This window comes from Pseudomonas sp. PDM05 (genome assembly GCF_014851685.1).
In the GTDB taxonomy this organism is placed as follows: Bacteria; Pseudomonadota; Gammaproteobacteria; order Pseudomonadales; family Pseudomonadaceae; genus Aquipseudomonas.
On record NZ_JACVAC010000012.1, the window covers coordinates 45,999 to 63,768 of the forward strand.

The window sequence follows — 17,770 nt, forward strand, 5'->3', positions numbered from 1 at the left end:
GGGGCCTGTCATTGAGCTTAGCGCTTAACGCGGCGGATAAGCGCTCATCGCCTTCTGCACTGCCTTGCGCAGCCCATCGGCGCGTTCGCTGAGGCTACCCTGGCTGGCGGTTTCCGCGCTGGTGCTCCACACCGGCTGGCCGCTGCGGGCGTCGAACAGGTTGACGCGCACCACCGCCACCGTCACTTCATAGGTGCGCACGATCGGTGCCGAGTTGTACATGCCGTAGCCATTGCCATAGCGGTTGTAGCCACCATAGCCGTAGCCATAGTCATCCTGGACTTGCTTGAGGCGCTTCTCCAGGCGCACGTCGGCGCTGACCAGCAGGTCCGGCGGGCGATTGTCGTGCAGGGGGCGCAAGCCGCGCTGGTCGAGGGCGCCGCTGACCGCTTCGGCAATCTGCGCCGAATCGGCCCAGGCCGTGCCCGCCGGCAGCTGGCCGTTGCGCCAGGCCCAGTTGCGGTAGGCGCCATAGTCGCGCACCGGCGCCGGGTAGGCACTGGCATCAAAGGTATTGGCCGCCTGGGCCGGGGCCGGCGGCATCGGGGCCGAGGCGGCCACGTAGGGATTGGGGCTGGAACAGGCGCCCAGCCCCAAAGACAACAGGATCAAACAGAGACGACGCATTTCGACCTCCGCAGACTGGGCCGCTTAAACCGGACGGCAGATCCAGTGCAAATAACGCCCAAGTCCGGCAAAGCTTGGGTGACGACGGTGAGCGAGTTCCATCTCCAACAAGTCCTGCAGATTCGCGCGGGCCTGGAATTCCACCGGCATGTAGTCGTGGAACACCCGCACGCCACTTTGGCTTTCGACCTGCCAAAGGCCTTCGAGTTGCGCCGCCAGTTCACGCGGGTCCAGTGGCTGTTGCGGGGTGAGGCTTTGCTTTTCCCCGGCCATATCGTTCTTGCGCATCTTGCGGAAGTGGCCTTTGAGCAGATTGCGGTAAATCAGCGCATCACGGTTGTAGAACGCCAGGGACAACCAACCGCCGGGCACCGTGAGTTGGTGCAGCACCGGCAGGATCGCGTGGGGCTCGGCCAGCCATTCCAGCACGGCGTGGCACAGCACCAGGTCATAGGGTTCGGTGAGTTGGCCAAGCAAATCCTGCCACGGCGCGTGAATGAACGTTGCGCTCTGCCCGGCCTCGGCGAAGCGTTGGCGCGCGCCTTCGAGCATCGGTTCGGCGGGTTCGGCCAGGGTCACTTGATGGCCCTGCTCGGCCAGCCACAACGACATATGGCCCAGGCCCGCGCCGATGTCCAGCACGCGCAATGGGCGCTGGGGCAGCGCTTCGGTCAGGTCGGCCTGGAGCACCGCCAGACGGATCGCCCCCTTGGCGCCGCCGTAGATTTTCTCGGCAAACCGCGTGGCCAATTGGTCGAAATGTCGGTCACTCATGGGCAAACCGCCGTTCGCTGTCGGCCAGTTTGGCGCGCACCACCTCGTTCATGTCCAGGCCCAACTCGCTGCACAGCAACAGCAGGTACAACACGATATCGCCGACTTCCTGCCCGGCATGGGCGAGTTTGTCGGCAGGCAGCTGGCGGGATTGGTCTTCGCTCAGCCATTGGAAGATCTCCACCAGCTCGGCCATTTCCACGCTGGCGGCCATGGCCAGGTTTTTCGGGCTGTGGAACTGCTTCCAGTCGTTGGTATCGCGGATGCGGTGCAGGCGTTCGGTGAGGTGTTCGAGGTTCATGCGTGAGGCTCCTGAAGGTGAGTAGCTTCGGGGGGATTGGCCTTGAAGGCAAGTGAATCTCCGGGTGTTCTTGAGGACGCCTTCGCGAGCAAGCCCGCTCCCACGCTTGAAGGTATTCACAGATCAAAATGTGGAAGCGGGCTTGCTCGCGAAGGCGATTTAGTCGACGACACTGAACTCAAGCCGGGCAGTCTGCCCCGCCTCATCCAGCACACTCAACTGATACCGCCCCAACCGCTCAAAGCTGGCATTGATAAAGTCCTGGTTGGCACTGTCCCCCAACGGCTCGCCATTGAGAAACCACCAACGCCGCCCACTGCCACCCAGCGCCGAGATTTTCAGACGCAGCGCCTGCTGGCTGGCAGCCGGCAAGCGCAGTTGATCACCCTCGCGCACTCCTACAATCGACAACGGCGACGACGCGGCCAATACCGGCGGCGGGCAATCGGGATCGGCGGCCGGGATGCGTGCTTCGCGGCGCTCGACCCGCGGCAACCATGGCTCCAGCGGCGCCGGCCACAAGGCGATGCTTTTCGCCTCGGCGCCAGGGCAATGGGCGTCGACCCGCAGACCCTTGGCGTTGACCCACACGCTCTCCATCAACCCCACGCTCAACGGTTGATCCAACGCCTGCAAGGTCGGCGGTGTGGTGTTGTCCAACGTCCAGGCAAAACGCTGGCGCCGGCAATTGGGATCGCTGCGGCCCAGCGGCTGGCCCAGCGGCCAACAGATCGCAGCCACGCCAACATTCGCCGGCACCGGTTTGACGGGCGCACTGATGCCGCGCTGGCTGTCGCGGTTGGTCAGCACATCGTGCACCTGCAGCATCAACGGCGCCGCCGAGGCCAGGCCGAACTGCCCCGGCACCGGCGTGCCGTCCGGTCGGCCGATCCACACGCCGATCAAGTAACGCGGCCCCACACCAATCGCCCAGGCATCGCGAAAGCCATAGCTGGTGCCGGTTTTCCAGGCCAGCACCGGGCGCTGCACCAGTTCGGCACGCGGGTCGCGGTCGGGGCGTGCCTGGCCACTGAGGATACGTCGCACAATCCACGCCGCACCGGGGGACAACATCGGCCGCTCCCTGAGAACGTCGTCTGGCTGCAAGCGGATGGTCGCGCTCTTGCCATCCCGGGCGAAGGCGCTGTAACCGCTGACCAGATCCTCCAGACGACTGCCCGCGCCGCCAAGAATCAATGCCAGATTGGGCTCGGCCAGCGCCGGCAACGCCAAGGGCACGCCGCCGATGCGCATTTGGGCGGCGAAGCGCTTGGGCCCATAGGCTTCCAGCAACTGCACCGCCGGCAGGTTCAGCGAACTGGACAACGCCGTACTCGCAGGCACCGCGCCGGTAAAGCCCATGGAGAAATTGCCCGGCCGGTAATCGCCGTAACGGCGGGGGACGTCTTGCAACAGCGACTCGGAGTGGATCAAGCCGTCATCCAACGCCATGCCATACAGAAACGGTTTCAACGTGGAGCCTGGCGAACGCAACGCGCTGATCATGTCCACATGGCCAAAGCGCTTGGCATCGTTGATGTCCACCGAGCCGACGTAGGCGCGCACGGCCATGCTTTCTTCTTCCACCACCAGGATCGCGGCGGAGGTGTACTCCGGCAAACGGGCGCGCCAGCCCAGCAGCAGGTCTTCGAGACGGCGTTGCAAGGTGGCATCCACAGTAGTGCGGATCAGCGGCGGGCTGTCCGGACGGTTCAGGCGGCGCGCGAGCAAGGGAGCCAGGCTCGGCTCCAGGCGCGGGGCGAGCAGCAGCGGTTCCTCCAGGGCTTCGTCGACAGCGGTTTGCGGCCACACCTGGAACTCGGCGAGGCGGCGCAGCACCTTGTCGCGGGCTTGCTGGGCGCGTTGCGGGTGACGGTCCGGGCGCAAGCGGCTGGGGGCCTGGGGCAGTACGGCGAGCAAGGCCGCTTCGGCATGGGTCAAGTGCGCCGGGGATTTTCCGAGGTAGGCCCAACTGGCCGCCGCCACGCCTTGCAACGTCCCGCCAAACGGGGCGCGGTTCAGGTAGAGGTTGAGGATTTCGTCCTTGGACAGGTGCCACTCCAACTGCGCCGTGCGCCACAACTGGCGCAACTTGCCGTGGAAGGTGCGCGAATGCGGGTCGAGCAGGCGTGCGACCTGCATCGACAAGGTGCTGCCGCCGGACACTACCCGTGTGCCGCTGAGGTTCTGCCAGGAGGCCCGCACCAGCGCCAGCGGGTTGACGCCGGGGTGTCGGTAGAACCAGCGGTCTTCATAGGTGAGCAGTGCGTCGAGGTAATACGGCGAGACTTCGCCGGTTTGCACCGGGTAGCGCCACACGCCGTTGGCATCGGCGAAGCGCCACAAGGGCGTACCGTCTTCGGCGAGGACCACGCGTGCCAGGTCGTCCTGAGGGAGCGGCAAGGGCCAGATACGGTCGGCCAGCCACAACAGCGCGATCACCAACACCACAACCCCCAAGCTCCAGCGCAGTAACCGTGGGAGCGGGCTTGCCTGCGATAGCGGTGGGGCCGTTGGTAAATTTTTCACTGACCCACCGCGATCGCAGGCAAGCCAGCTCCCACATGGGATTGTGGGTATCCGATACTAAGCAAACCCATTATTTAACCTGCAAACCTCTATGCTTATAGGGAACTAGCCTGGCGCAATCACAACCAAAGGCACAGATACGCCCACCTTCTCATCAGGACACACACATGCAGGTAGAAAGCTTCTTCGAATGGCTGGGCCAAGCGCTCGGTTCGGTCATCCGCTTTATCGTCGATGGGCTCAGCGGATTGTTCGGGGCCTTGACCAACGCTGGCGGCAACTTTGTCGAGGGCCTCTCACGTACGCTGGGCATGGACACTTCGATCATCAGCATCCTCACGCTGATCATTGGCCTGCTGTTCCTGTATTCGGCGGTGCGGGCGTTTATGCGTGCGTCGATCATCTTCGGGATTATCTGGTTGCTGCTGGGGCTGTGGCTGCTCAGCTGGGTCGTGCACTGATCCCCAAACAACCAGCCCCCTCCTGTGGGAGCGGGCTTGCTCGCGAATGCGGTATGTCAGTATCAGATGTACTGGCTGACACGCCGTCTTCGCGAGCAAGCCCGCTCCCACATTCAGGCCCCATTTCAAGTTGAGATCTCAGCGGCCCTTGATCACCAAGTCCGCCGGGGTCTCGCCCACCGCCTGCCAATTCGGCCGGTACATCGACTCCACTTGCGGCGGCGGGACGCGGTACGTGCCCGGCGTCACCGCTCGTGCCAGATACAGCAAGTGCGTGGTGCCGGAACCGTCCAGGTTCAGCGCGGCCACATAACGGTCATCGCGGAACTCCTGATGCTTGAGCGACGCGTTCTGCATCGACTCACGCCATTCCTTCACCTGGCTGCTGGCGTTTTCCAGGCTGGCAGCGCTCTGTGCCAGGTTCTGGTTTTCCAGTTCCAGGCCGGCGGGCAGCAGGTCCACCACCAGGGCGTCCGGCACACGTTGCTTGGCGCTGACGGCCAAGTGCACCAGCACCAGGTCGCCGCTGTTGAGGCTGTGCAGGTTCAGCGGCTGGCCGTTCATGCCCAGGTATTCACGGCGGATGCTCAAGTTGTCGCCACCTGGCGCCGGTGGCACCTGTGGGTAACCTGAAATCGTCAGTTGCTGGTAAACCGGCACATCGCCCTGATTGGTCAGGCTCAGGTTGCTGGAAAGCAGCTTGCCCTCCAGATCCAGGGTCGACTGCTGGTTATTCAACTCGTGGCTTCCAGCGCTGCCATCCAGTAGCACTTTCCAGTCCGATTCAGGCTTGGCAAACCCCAGGCGCCCGGCGAGGAACAGCGAATTACGCTCCTGGGTCGACAAGTACGGGCTCGCTGCCAACTGATCCGACAGCGTGAACAAGCGCTCCTCACGCTTGCCCTTGGCCAGGTCGTTCTCCTCCAGCAGCGCCAGGATCATCGCTTGATCACGCAACGGGCTGCCGTAGTCGGCCAGCCATTCATTGGCATTGCGCTGCGCCGCCAGACCGGCCAGCAACGCCTGGTCCGCCCGTGGCTGGTCGCCCATTTTCTGCAACGCAATCGCCAGTTGCACCAGCGGCAACCCGGAGCGCGCATCGCTGCGACGCTCGAAGATGCTGCGCAACGCGCCCAACGGCGCCTGCAGGCTGCGCGCCAGGACCATGCCGGCGTAGGCCTGCACGGCGAAGCGGGTGTGGTCGGCGTTGTCGCTGTAATCGACGTCGATCAGGTTGCGTTCCTGCACATAACGCAGCAGTCGCTCGCTGGCCTTTTTCAAGGCCTCCTGCGGCACCGCGAAACCCTGATCGCGGGCGCGCAGGAGGAAGTCGGTGACGTAGGCTGTCAGCCAATATTCTTCTTCGCCGTCAGCCCCCCACAATCCGAAGCTGCCGTTATAGCGCTGCATGCCCAGCAAGCGCTCGATGCCGATTTCGATCTTGCGCTTGCGCTCGGCATCCGGCTCGCCCTTGATCGCCAGGCGCTTGAGCAACGTATCGTCGGCGTACAGCGACGGGTACAGGCCGCTGGCGGTCTGCTCCAGGCAGCCATAAGGGTAGGCCTTGAGCGCACTGATCTGCGCGCCAAGGTTCAACGGCGGCCGGCTCGACAGGCTCAACAGCGCCTCGCGCCCCGACGCATCGAACTGATCCAGGGTGCCCGCTGGCAGGCTCCACGGCTGATCCTTGAGTACCGCGCGGTACTGCTTGAGCAATGCCGGATACGCCGGACGCACGCCCAGGGTCCATTCGCGAGTGAACGGCGGTAGATTTTCACCCGGCAGGTCGAGGCCATTCACGGTGACCTTGACCTTGCCCTGCCCCAAGCCGCCCCAGGCTTTTACCGGGATGCGCAGGGTGGTGCGCTGGCCTTGTTTGAGTTCGAGGTTTTGTGCGCCAGGGCTGACCAATTCCAGCTGCCCCTCGACGCTCAATTGCACATCGAGCTTTTGCGCCCGGCCCGACAGGTTGGACAGGTCCAGCGCCAAGGTGGTCTGGTCGCCCCCGGCAAGGAAACGCGGCGCCGACAGCTCGGCGATCAGCGGCGCGGCAATCACTGTCTTGGCTTCGGCCATGCCATAGCGATCATCGCTCCAGGCCTGGGCCATCAGGCGCAGTTCGCCGTTGAAGTCGGGGATGTTGACGCTGACTTCGCCCTCGCCCCGCTCATTCAAGGTCACGGGCGCGCTTTGCAGGGCGACGATGGTGAGGCTGGTGTCCGGGCGCTTGCCGCCTTTGGCCAGCGCAGCGTCACCACCAAATGCCAGGCTGGCCAGGCGGCCCTGGCCAGCCTCGATCAACTGGCCGTAGATGTCGAACTGGTCCACGCCGTAAGCCTTGCGACCGAACAGGCTGGCGTACGGGTCCGGCGTCGGGTATTCGGTGATATTGAGGATGCCCACGTCCACCGCCGCGACCAGCACGTGCACCTGTTTCGGCACGCTGCCATCGGCATTTTTGGCGGCGACTTTCACCGTCAGCGCTTGCTTGGGACGCATTTTTTCCGGCGCGCTGAGGGTCACGCCGAGTTTGCGCTGGGTGCGATCCAGCGGCAGGTGCAGCAGGCCCACGGCCCGTTTGGGGGTGATATTGGCTTTGCGCTCGCCGGGACGAATCACCAGGGCACTGACGTACAAATCATGGCGCGACCATTTCGGGTCGAGCTTCACGGCGAAGCTTTTGCCTTCGGCCGGCACGTCGATTTCCTGCCACCACAACGGCCCTTCGGCGGACTCCACCAGCAGGTAGCCCTTGCCGGCGGCAGGCGGGGTCACGGTGACGTTGGCGGTATCGCCGTCGCCATACGCCGGTTTATCCAGCGCCAGCTTGACCTGATCGGGGCGTACGGCGCCGCCTTCGGTGTTGTCCTGGGCCTGGTAGCCGGCCCAGAAGCGCAGGCTGCTGACCAGCCCGGTCTGCGGGTCTTCGACCTCGACGCGGTAAGGGCCCCACTCGACCTGGAAGCTGACCTTGGCGGTGTCGCCCGCCTTGATGTTCAAGGTCTGTTCGTCGAGGTTGAGGAATTTTTCGTTGAAGTGGTAACTCCAGCCATCGTTGTCGGAGTAGTTCCAGTAGTAATCGCGACGCTCACGCACCAGGCGCACTTTGAGGTTTTGCGCGGCGAGCTTCTGCCCTTGCGGGTTGGCCAGCAGTACTTCGAATTCTGCCGGGCCATCGCCGTTGGTTTCCTTGCCGTCAAACAACCCGCGCAGGCCCGGCAGTTGTTCGGCCGGCCAGATCGGCTGCACCAGGCGCCGGGTGATGGGGCGCCCGCCGGACTCGTGCAGGCTGGCTTGCACGATCAGTTGCAGCGGCGACTTGGCGTCGGCCCATTTGCTTTCCAGGGTCAGTTCTTCCTGGCCCTTGGCGTCGAGCACGCTTTCGTCGAGTTCGAAATCCTGGCTCAGTTCTTCTTCGGTGACAGAGCCGAACTGATAGCCCGGCAGCGCCTTGACCGCTTCGCGCAACGGCCGCACATAGATTTGCCCGCTGACGCGGTTGCCCGATGCCGGGGCGCCGTAGAGGTAGCGGCCACTGACCTGGATGACTGGGTTATCGGCCGGGCTCAACGCCGTGTCGCTGCCCTTGAGTTCCAGCGCCAGGCGCTCGGGCAGGAAGTCTTCGACGAGGAATTCATACAGCTGAGGCTTGCCGTCACCCAGGTCGAACACCAGCTGCCAGCGCCCGGTCGGCGCTTCGCCAGCCAGTTGCAGTGGGTATTGATAGAGGCCGGACGCGTCGGCATCCCACACGAACTTACGGCTGACCTGCTCATCCGGGCGACGGACCTCGACGCTCACGGGTTGCGGCTTGACCGCGTTGCCATCCTTGTCGCGCAACAGGGCGTTGAGCAGCACGGTTTCGCCGGGGCGATACAGGTCACGCGGGCCGAACACAAAGAACTGCAACGGATGGGACGGCTGGCCGCCGATGTCGAACTCGGCCAGGTCCAGCGCCGCGCTGTCGAGGCGCAACAGGCTGGTTTGCTCGCCCTGCTTGGCCAGCAACACCTGGGCTTTTTTCGGCAACGGCAGCTCGGCGTGGCCGCCCTTCTCGGTCTTGCCCTGGCCCAGCACGCGGCCGTCGGCATCGAGCACTTCGAGGTCGACGCCATCCAGCGCCTTGCCGCCTTCGAGGGCCTGGGTAAACACGTCCAGGCGATTGGCGTAGCGGTGCACCGACAAGCCGATGTCACTCAAGGTAAACAGCGTCGCCGGCTGGGAATAGTTGTAGGTGCCGGAAGCGCGCATCACCGCCAGGTACACACCTGGCTGCTGCAATTGCTTGAGGCCGGCAATCGGCAGCAGCAGGGTTTCGCGGGTGTTGCGTGCCGGGTTCAGATCGAAACGGCCGCCGTAGACCAGGTCGGCCATCGGCAGCAGTTCGCGGGCCTCATAACTTTGCAGGCTGCTATTGCGGCCCCATTGCGCGAGGAAGGTGGGCAGGGATTCGGGCTTGATGCGAAAGAATTCGACGTCGATCTTGTCGACGTTCAACGCAATCACCGGCAGGCCTTCGGCCAGGCGCGTCGGCAGCAAGGTGCCACGGCTGGCGAAACCGACGGTGGCTTGCAGGTCGCGGGTTTCCAGGCGGGCGCTGTATTCGGCGGCGAGCTTGGCGTCGTTGACCGCTTTCACGCCGGCGTCGATGGTCAGCACCAGCTTGCGCTGTGGCTCCAGATGGCGCAGGCGCAGCTCCATCAGGTTGTCGGAAATTTCCCAGGCACCATCGACCTTGCCGGACTTGCTGTCCACCAGGTGAAGTTTGTCGGCGAATTTCTGATCGGGGTCCAGGGGAATGGAAAAGCTCACGGAGAGCGTGCTGGCCCCATCGAGCTGCACCTCGGACACATCCACCACGCTCAACTCACGCCCGGCGTAGCGCTGCTTCAGCGCCGCCACGTCCACCGCGGCCTTGGCAGGCTTGGGCGCAACCGTCGCCGCGGCGGGGGCAGTCGGAGCCGCCGGCTTATCGGAGGAATCGCAGGCGCTCAGCAGGGCCAGCGCACAGGCCAGGAACAATCCTTTGTTAAGCACGCTTTTATTAAGCATGTGAGCACTCGTTGTGAGGGGGTCCAAGGGGATGAACTATATATCAGCCCGCGCGGGGCCGATGTGGTGCTGGTCACATTGACCGACGGAGGGTGGTTTGGTTCTTGATGAGGCGTGATGCCAAGCCAAATCCCACAAACACTGAAGACCAAAATGTGGAAGCGGACTTGCTCGCGAAAGCGGTGGATCAGTAATACCTGTGCAGGCTGAACCACCGCTTTCGCGGGCAAGCCCGCTCCCACAGGTGATTGGTGTTGATGGATAGTGAGTGTTTGGCTGCACGGCTGTCGGAGCTGGAGCTTTAGCGAGGCCGCGAAGGCGGCGGCACTGTTGCAACCATGGAATCTCCCACATTGGTCCTGCTGTGGCAGGGAGGGGCGGTTACAATGCCGTTCTCCCAAGGAGCCTGCATGCCCACCTTATTGACCGACTGGCGCGACCGCTTTACTCATCGACGTGTATGGGCCCTGGCCGCGCCGATGATCCTGTCGAATATCTCGGTGCCACTGGTGGCCCTGGTCGACAGCATGGTCATCGGCCACCTGCCCCACGCCCATCAACTGGGCGCCGTGGCCGTCGGCGCCAGCCTGTACACCTTCCTCGCCTGGGCCATGGGTTTCCTGCGCATGGGCTCCACCGGGTTCGCCGCCCAGGCCGCCGGGCGCAATGACGGCGCGGCGCTACGGCAAATTCTCCTGCAAGGCTTGTTGCTGGCGCTGGGGCTGGCCATGCTGCTGGGCAGCGTGGGCATTCCATTGAGCCATCTGGCCCTGGAATGGATGCAGCCCTCCCCCGAACTCAATCAGTTGACCCAGGATTTTTTCCACACCCGCCTGTTCGGCTTGCCCGCCGCCCTCGCCAGTTATGCGCTGGTCGGCTGGTTCCTCGGCACGCAAAACGCCCGCGCGCCGTTGGCGATTCTGCTGACGACCAACCTGGTAAACATCGCCCTGAACCTGTGGTTTGTGCTTGGCCTGGATTGGGGGGTGATCGGTTCGGCGCGCGCCTCGGTAATCGCCGAATGGACGGGGGCCCTGCTCGGTCTGGCCCTCACGCAAAAAGCCCTGCGGGCCTATCCCGGGCAGATCTTCTGGGCTGCGTTGAAACGCTGGGAGAGCTGGCGCCCGTTGCTGGCGGTAAATCGTGACATCTTTATCCGCAGCCTGGCGCTGCAGTCGGTGTTTTTCATGATCACCGTACAAGGTGCACGCCTGGGCGATGCCACCGTGGCGGCCAACGCGTTGCTGCTCAACGGCCTGTTGCTGACCGCCCACGCACTGGACGGATTGGCCCACGCGGTCGAAGCCCTGTGCGGCCATGCCATCGGTGCCCACGACCGTCAGGCGCTAAGGCGTTCACTGGTGGTCGCCGGCGGTTGGTCGCTGATCGCCAGCGTCGGTTTTGCCTTGCTGTTCACGGTCGGCGGGCACTTGTTTATCGCCATGCAGACCGACATCCCCAGCGTGCGCGAAACGGCTGACCGTTACCTGCCGTATCTGGCGGTATTGCCGTTGATTGCGGTGTGGAGTTATTTGCTCGATGGCCTGTTTATCGGCGCTACCCGTGCGCGGGAGATGCGCAATGGCATGTTGCTGACGGTGCTGTTGACGCTGCCGTTCGCCTGGCTGTTGCAGGGGTTGGGCAACCACGGGCTGTGGCTGACCTTCCTGCTGTTCATGGCGCTGCGCAGCCTGACCTTGTGGGCGATTGCGTGGCGACTGAACCGGCAGGACCAGTGGCTTGGATAAAAAAATGTGGGAGGGGGCAAGCCCCTTCCCACATCTTGGATCGCCGTCGACTGTGCTTATGAGGACAGGTACGACGAACGCGTCAGGCCCAGGCGCAAGGCGTCGAGGAACTGGGTACGCTCAGACGCAGAGATCTTCGCGCTCGCACACTTGTCGCGGTAGTGGGTCATCAACTCCTCCGGCGACAAGTGCACATAACGCAGCATGTCTTCGATGGTGTCGTGGGTCTCGATCCCGGCGCTGTACACCGAACCGTCTTCACGCTGGTAGATGTTCACCGAATCGGTGTCACCGAACAGGTTGTGCATGTCGCCCAGGATCTCTTGGTAAGCACCGACCAGGAAGATGCCCAGCAAGTAATCCTCACCTTCGTTCAACGCATGCACCGGCAGGCTGGTCTCGATGGACTGCTCGTCGACGTACTGCTTGATCTTGCCGTCGGAGTCGCAGGTCAGGTCCTGCAACACCGCACGGCGCAACGGCTCTTCGTCGAGACGGTGCAGCGGCAGGATCGGCAGGACCTGGCCGATGGCCCAGGTGTCCGGCAGGCTCTGGAATACCGAGAAGTTGCAGATGTACTTGTCGGCCAGCTTGTCGTTGAGTTCGTCCAGCACCTGGCGGTGCGAGCGCTGGCGGGCCTTGAGCGAGTTATGCAGGCGGCGGCACACGGCGAAGTAGCACTGTTCGGCCAGAGCCTTTTCCGCCAGGGTCAGTTTGCCGTCGGCGTACTGGGCGGCCACGTCGCTCATGTAGTGGGTGGCGCGCCAGTAGGTTTCGGTGACCATTTCAATGTCGGTCGGACCGAGCAGGTCCACCAGCCACTGCACGGTTTCCGGCAGGCTTTCCTTGTTTTCGATCAGCGGGATTTCGTCGTTGTGTTTCTCGACGTCGGTAACCTGCACCACCAGCATGGCGTGGTGGGCAGTCAGGGAGCGGCCGCTTTCGGAGAAGATATGCGGGTGCGGCAGGCTCTGGGCATCGCAGAACTCCTTGAGCATGCCCACCACCACGCCGGCGTAGTCGTCCATGTCGTAGTTGATCGAACTGGCGTTACGCGAGTGGGTACCGTCGTAGTCCACGCCCAGGCCACCGCCGACGTCGATGTGATCCACCGGCAGGCCGAGGTTGCGCAGTTCGCCGTAGTAACGAATGGCTTCCTTGAACCCGTGCTGGTAATCCGCCAGGTTGGCGATCTGCGAGCCCATGTGGAAGTGCAGCAGGCGGATGCCCTGGTCCAGGCCGGCGGCGCGGAAGCGCTCGACCACCGACAGCAGCTGCGCCGCCGACAGACCGAACTTGGATTTCTCGCCGCCGGTGTCCGCCCACTTGCTCGACGCCAGGGACGACAGGCGTACGCGCAGGCCGACCTGTGGCTTGACCTTGAGGCTGGCGGCCTCTTCGATCACCAGGCCGACTTCGGATTCTTTCTCGATCACGATGAACACGTTGTGGCCGAGTTTCTGCCCCATCAGCGCGAGGCGGATGAACTCACGGTCCTTGTAACCGTTGCAGACGATGGTGCCGCCCTTCGGCGCCAGGGCCAGCACGGCCAGCAGCTCAGGCTTGGAACCGGCTTCGAGGCCGATGGACACGTTCTGGGTGGCGATGATGTTCTCGATCACCGCTTCCTGCTGGTTCACCTTGATCGGGTACAGCGCGGTGTACTTGCTCTGGTACTCCAGGCGCTCGATGTTCGCATCGAAGGCGCCGGTCAGCTGGCGTACACGGTCTTGCAGGATGTCGGGAAAGCGCACCAGCAGCGGCAAGGACAGGCCGCTCTTGCGCAGCTCGTCGACTTGCTCGTAAAGGTCGACAGGCGTGCTGTTCGGGCCGTTCGGACGGACTTCAACGCGACCGGCATCATTGATCGCGAAATACCCGGCCCCCCAATGGCGAATCCCGTAAACACTGCGGCTGTCCGCAACTGTCCATTGGCTGCCATCGTCTTTGCGTGTGCGTCGTACGGACATCGAAGTCCCCTATAAATGAAGTCGAAGGCGCAGCCCCCTATCAGAGGCTGGCGCAGTCTAAAGAATGAAAATGACGATTTGCCTGCGCGAGAGGTAGGACCCCACTTGCAGGACAGAGTTTAGACACAGGTCGGGAAGAGGCTTTCAGCCGCCGGACTTCTTGGCCTTGTACCCGAGCTTGATCAGCTCGGCCAACAGCAACTCGACGTGATCGCCCTGGATCTCGATGACGCCGTCTTTCAACGCGCCACCGGTGCCACAACGCTTTTTCAGCGTGGTGGCGAGTTCTTTCAGGGCATCCTCGGCCAACGGCACGCCGGTGATGGTGGTCACCGTCTTGCCGCCACGGCCCTTGCTCTCGCGTCGCACGCGGGCAATACCGTCGCCTTCGGGGATCAGGGTCTGTTTGCAGGTGCACGAATCCACGGGCTGACGACAGTCCGGGCAGTGTCGACCTGCGTCGGTGGAAAATACCAGGCCACCAAGGGCGGCGAAGGATGCGGCTTTTTTGGCCACCGGCAATCCTCTTGGGAGGACAAAGACAGATCGGTGCCCGCAACGGGACTACCGACCGCGAAGCCCCACTCAGGCAGGGGCAGCGCTACCGAACCGCCCCACTCCTAATAGCAGGAAGGCTCGGGTGAAAAGTCGCGCAGTGTAACGGCAAAAAGCCGACTTGCTAAGGGCCAAATCGCGCCAATTTATGCAAGTTTAGCGACGCAGGGCCAGATAGCGACGCAGGCCCTCCTGGGCGTCCGGGCAATAGGGCTTTTGTTCAGCTTCCCGAAGGATAACGTCGAGGGGCAGAAAGTGCGCTTCCATGACCTCTTCGGGCTGCAAACGCAGCGACCCGTCCCACACGGCAGAGTAGGACTTGCACCAGAGCCGGCTGTCGCCGTCGGCGAAATAGAAGTGATCATGCTCGACCAGTGCTACCCCGGCCACACCGAGTTCTTCTTCCAGCTCGCGGGCCGCCGAATCGGCGTAGCTCTCCCCCGCCGCGACCATCCCACCCGCTGCCGTATCCCAGAAACCGGGGTACAAGGCTTTGCTCAGTGTGCGTCGATGCACACACAGCTCGCCCTTGGAATTGAACAGGAAAATGAAGGTGCAACGGCCGATAAGACCGCGCTGGCGCAGGTCGGACCTGACCAGGTGACCGAGGAGCCTGTCCTCTTCGTCAACCCAGCAGATCAGTTCAGCATCAGAGGCCGCACGGTGTGCGGCCTCGTTTTGAGTAGCGTCCATCATCAACCCTGGTTGAGGAGCTGACGCAAGTCGATCACTGCAGCGTTGGCCCGGGAAATGTAGTTGGCCATCACCAGCGAATGGTTCGCCAGTACGCCGAAGCCACTGCCGTTAAGAATCATAGGACTCCAGACCGGTTCCTGCGAGGCTTCCAGCTCACGGATGATCTGGCGCACGCTGACCGTGGCGTTTTTCTTGGCCAGTACATCGGCAAAGTCGACCTCGATGGCGCGCAGCAGGTGGGACAGCGCCCAGGCCTGGCCACGGGCTTCATAGAACACGTTGTCGATCTGCATCCATGGGGTTTCCACCACTTCTTCATCGACCTGCGGCACTTCACCCGGCGCCAGGGCTTCGGTTTTCAGCGCGGTGTTCAGTTTCACCCGGCCGACGCTGGCCGACAGGCGCTGCGACAGCGAACCCAGGCGGGTCGCCACGTCACCCAGCCAGTTGTTCAGGTTGTCGGCACGTGCATAGAACAAGGCGCCGCGCTGGTTCGGGTCGGACAGGCGCGCTTCATAGCGGCTCAGGGAGTTGATGCCTTCCTGGTATTCGGACTCGCTGGAAGGCAGCACCCAGCTCTTGTTGTCGAAGTTGAAGCGCGGTTCGGCCTTGGCCAGGTCCGCGTCTTCGGCCGACTGCGACTGGGAACGCGCGAAATCTTTACGCAGGGCGCGGGTCAGGTCACGCACCTGGACCAGCACGCCGTATTCCCAGCTGGGCATGTTGTCCATCCACAGGCCAGGCGGGAAACGGTCGTTGGAGATATAGCCACCGGGTTTGTCCAGCAAAGTGCCGACCACGGTCTTGAGGGTTTCGACGGTGGTATAGCCCACCACCATCTGCTTGCCTTCCTTCTCGGCGGCAATCTGCGCATTTTGCTGGACCGGGAACAGCGCCGGCTCTGCGCTCCAATACCACCCCAGGGCACCCGTGACCAACAGGTACAAGCCCAGCAGGCTGAGCACGGCGCGGCTCATCAGCAGGCTGCGAAAGTAGCTGCGGTTGGCCGACTTGGGTTCGGGGGCGGGGCCTTTGGTACTGTCTGCGCGGTTTTTCCAGTCCAGCATGGCGGGATCCTTTCAATCACTTGAGTTCATGCACGTCTATTGTCCGGGTGCGTTCAAACACTCCGACCACAACCCTACCCCATCGTGCCCGTCAGCGCGGGGCTTTTAAACGAAAGTGGCGCATACGGGGCGTTCGACTATAAAGGATGCACACTTTTTACGCTGCGCGACCGATGAGTCGAAAATTGAATGCGTAAGTCTCGCAGTTAATTGACGTATGACACTCATGCAACAGAAAAGAGGTGCTAGCATAGAGCCATCAGTTCGACCTCAGCATGCAGCCTTACTAGTAGTCAGGATATGACCGAGCCAGAAGACCCCAGCCGTGAGCGTCTCAAGCACCATTTTGCCCAGCGGGTAATTCATCAGGCACGTCAAATTCTTGAGATCTGGCAGCGCCTGCAACGCAGTGAATGGTCCAACGCTGACCTCTCCGAACTCAGCGAAGCCAACCTGCGCCTGCAGCGTTTTGCCGAGCGTTTCGAGCAGCCGGAGCACGGCCAGTTGGCGCGGCATATCGGCGAATCGCTCAAGCAGGTCGACGAAAACCGTGGCCGCCTCAGCAGCCACCTGATCACCGAACTCAATCGCCTGATGCAGCGCCTGTCGCGCACCGGGCTGCGCCAGGGCGACCAGCTCGAACAAACCTTCCTGCCACCGATGCGCAAGCCGATCTACGTGATGCTCGCCGATCACGACCGCGCCGAGCGCCTGGCCAAGCAGCTGGAATTTTTTGGCATGAGCGCGCAGTCCCTGGACAGCGTGCCGGCGTTCCGAGCGTCGATGGCCGAGCGCTTGCCGTCGGCCATCGTCATGGACGTGGACTTTTGCGGCGCCGGCCTGGGCCTCAAGCTGGCCGCCGAAGCCCAGGAAGGCCTGGAGCAAAAACTGCCACTGCTGTTTTTCAGCCTGCACGAAACCGACACCCCGACCCGTCTCGCCGCCGTGCGCGCCGGTGGCCAGGAGTTCCTCACCGGCACCCTGGAAGCCTCCAGCCTGCTGGAGAAGATCGAAGTGCTCACCTGCGTCGCCCAGTACGAGCCGTATAAAGTGCTGATCATCGACGACTCGCGCGCCCAGGCCCTGCACACCGAACGCCTGCTCAACAGTGCCGGCATCGTCACCCGCACCTTGATCGAGCCGATCCAGGCCATGGCCGAGCTGGCGGACTTCCAGCCCGACCTGATCATCCTCGACATGTACATGCCCGCCTGCACCGGCACCGAACTGGCCAAGGTGATCCGCCATAACGACCGCTATGTCAGCGTGCCGATCATCTACCTGTCGGCTGAAGATGACCTGGACAAACAGCTGGACGCGATGAGCGAGGGCGGCGACGACTTCCTGACCAAGCCGATCAAGCCGCGCCACCTGATCACCACCGTGCGCAACCGCGCCGCCCGCGCCCGCCACCTCAAGGCGCGCATGGTGCGCGACAGCCTGACCGGCCTGTACAACCACACCCACATCCTGCAGTTGCTCGAAGACTGCAGCTTCCGTGCACGCCGCGAGAACAAGCCGCTGAGCTTTGCCATGCTCGACATTGACCACTTCAAGCGGGTCAACGACAGCCACGGCCACCCCATGGGCGACCGCGTGATCAAGAGCCTGGCGCTGTTTCTCAAGCAGCGCCTGCGCAAGACCGACTACATCGGGCGCTACGGCGGCGAGGAATTCGCCATCGTGATGCCCGACACCGACCTGGAATCGGCCTGCAAGGTGCTGGACGAAATCCGTGGGCGCTTTGCCGAAATTCACTACCCGGCCCAGCCGCAGGACTTGTGGTGCACCTTCAGCGCAGGGGTTGTGGAGCTGTGCGACGGTTCCGACAGCCTGATGATGGCGGCCCAGGCCGACGAGGCGCTGTACCGCGCGAAGAACGCCGGACGCAATCGAGTACAAGCGGCGCGCACATCAAAGCAAAGTGCCACCTTTTCACCGGAATCCACTGATTCCGTCATAACCTTGTAATGAAAGCGCAATAACTTCA

12 protein-coding genes are annotated in these 17,770 nt (G+C 63.1%); 3 read left to right on the top strand and 9 right to left on the bottom strand.

Features of this window, described 5'->3' with window-relative positions:
- Positions 1–24 precede the first annotated feature (24 nt).
- The 4 genes from IB241_RS21285 to pbpC form a co-directional block, all read right to left on the bottom strand.
- A complete protein-coding gene (locus tag IB241_RS21285) occupies positions 25–627 on the bottom strand; it encodes a DUF4136 domain-containing protein (RefSeq protein ID WP_192300182.1) in 603 nt (200 codons plus the stop codon).
- A gap of 24 nt (positions 628–651) precedes the next feature.
- Positions 652–1,401 (bottom strand): methyltransferase, encoded by a 750-nt coding sequence (locus tag IB241_RS21290; RefSeq protein WP_192300183.1) that lies wholly within the window; start codon positions 1,399–1,401, stop codon positions 652–654.
- Positions 1,394–1,702 carry a MazG-like family protein gene (locus IB241_RS21295; RefSeq protein ID WP_048723087.1) on the bottom strand — a complete coding sequence of 103 codons (309 nt, stop codon included), beginning with the start codon at positions 1,700–1,702 and terminating at the stop codon, positions 1,394–1,396. Before IB241_RS21295 ends, IB241_RS21290 begins: the two co-directional genes overlap by 8 nt.
- 159 nt (positions 1,703–1,861) lie before the next feature.
- Positions 1,862–4,174 carry a peptidoglycan glycosyltransferase PbpC gene (gene pbpC, locus IB241_RS21300; RefSeq protein WP_192300283.1) on the bottom strand — a complete coding sequence of 771 codons (2,313 nt, stop codon included), beginning with the start codon at positions 4,172–4,174 and terminating at the stop codon, positions 1,862–1,864.
- 224 nt (positions 4,175–4,398) lie between these two features.
- Between pbpC and IB241_RS21305 the strand changes: the two genes are divergently transcribed.
- A complete protein-coding gene (locus IB241_RS21305; RefSeq protein ID WP_017738360.1) occupies positions 4,399–4,692 on the top strand; it encodes a hypothetical protein in 294 nt (97 codons plus the stop codon).
- A 138-nt stretch (positions 4,693–4,830) separates the two neighbouring features.
- On the opposite strand, the gene IB241_RS21310 is transcribed toward IB241_RS21305, so the two are convergent.
- Positions 4,831–9,729, bottom strand: a complete 4,899-nt coding sequence (locus IB241_RS21310; RefSeq protein ID WP_192300284.1) for an alpha-2-macroglobulin family protein — start codon at positions 9,727–9,729, stop codon at positions 4,831–4,833.
- Between the two features lie 425 nt (positions 9,730–10,154).
- Here IB241_RS21310 and IB241_RS21315 point away from each other — a divergent pair, with 425 nt between their 5' ends.
- Positions 10,155–11,492 carry an MATE family efflux transporter gene (locus tag IB241_RS21315; RefSeq protein WP_192300184.1) on the top strand — a complete coding sequence of 446 codons (1,338 nt, stop codon included), beginning with the start codon at positions 10,155–10,157 and terminating at the stop codon, positions 11,490–11,492.
- A gap of 56 nt (positions 11,493–11,548) precedes the next feature.
- Here the strand turns inward: IB241_RS21315 and speA are convergent, their stop codons facing one another.
- The 4 genes from speA to IB241_RS21335 all read right to left on the bottom strand — a co-directional run bounded on the left by speA (position 11,549) and on the right by IB241_RS21335 (position 15,780).
- On the bottom strand, positions 11,549–13,462 hold the full coding sequence (gene speA / locus IB241_RS21320; RefSeq protein ID WP_192300185.1) for an arginine decarboxylase: 1,914 nt from the start codon (positions 13,460–13,462) through the stop codon (positions 11,549–11,551).
- Positions 13,463–13,606: 144 nt separating this feature from the next.
- Positions 13,607–13,978 (bottom strand): translation initiation factor Sui1, encoded by a 372-nt coding sequence (locus IB241_RS21325; RefSeq protein ID WP_005784408.1) that lies wholly within the window; start codon positions 13,976–13,978, stop codon positions 13,607–13,609.
- Positions 13,979–14,173: 195 nt separating this feature from the next.
- Complete coding sequence (locus tag IB241_RS21330) at positions 14,174–14,710, bottom strand: NUDIX hydrolase (protein WP_192300186.1); 537 nt, start codon at positions 14,708–14,710, stop codon at positions 14,174–14,176.
- Between the two features lie 2 nt (positions 14,711–14,712).
- A complete protein-coding gene (locus IB241_RS21335) occupies positions 14,713–15,780 on the bottom strand; it encodes a DUF2333 family protein (protein WP_192300187.1) in 1,068 nt (355 codons plus the stop codon).
- A gap of 300 nt (positions 15,781–16,080) precedes the next feature.
- Here IB241_RS21335 and IB241_RS21340 point away from each other — a divergent pair, with 300 nt between their 5' ends.
- The gene (locus tag IB241_RS21340) at positions 16,081–17,751 is read left to right on the top strand and encodes a response regulator (protein WP_192300188.1); all 1,671 of its coding nucleotides are present in this window, start codon (positions 16,081–16,083) and stop codon (positions 17,749–17,751) included.
- Positions 17,752–17,770 lie beyond the last annotated feature (19 nt).

Excerpts from the sequence above, each read along its gene's own strand:
- IB241_RS21340 (WP_192300188.1), top strand. The coding sequence starts at position 16,081 with ATGACCGAGCCAGAAGACCCCAGCCGTGAGCGTCTCAAGCACCATTTT.
- IB241_RS21330 (WP_192300186.1), bottom strand. The coding sequence starts at position 14,710 with ATGGACGCTACTCAAAACGAGGCCGCACACCGTGCGGCCTCTGATGCT.
- IB241_RS21335 (WP_192300187.1), bottom strand. The coding sequence starts at position 15,780 with ATGCTGGACTGGAAAAACCGCGCAGACAGTACCAAAGGCCCCGCCCCC.
- IB241_RS21290 (WP_192300183.1), bottom strand. The coding sequence starts at position 1,401 with ATGAGTGACCGACATTTCGACCAATTGGCCACGCGGTTTGCCGAGAAA.
- speA (WP_192300185.1), bottom strand. The coding sequence starts at position 13,462 with ATGTCCGTACGACGCACACGCAAAGACGATGGCAGCCAATGGACAGTT.
- IB241_RS21305 (WP_017738360.1), top strand. The coding sequence starts at position 4,399 with ATGCAGGTAGAAAGCTTCTTCGAATGGCTGGGCCAAGCGCTCGGTTCG.
- IB241_RS21295 (WP_048723087.1), bottom strand. The coding sequence starts at position 1,702 with ATGAACCTCGAACACCTCACCGAACGCCTGCACCGCATCCGCGATACC.
- IB241_RS21315 (WP_192300184.1), top strand. The coding sequence starts at position 10,155 with ATGCCCACCTTATTGACCGACTGGCGCGACCGCTTTACTCATCGACGT.
- IB241_RS21285 (WP_192300182.1), bottom strand. The coding sequence starts at position 627 with ATGCGTCGTCTCTGTTTGATCCTGTTGTCTTTGGGGCTGGGCGCCTGT.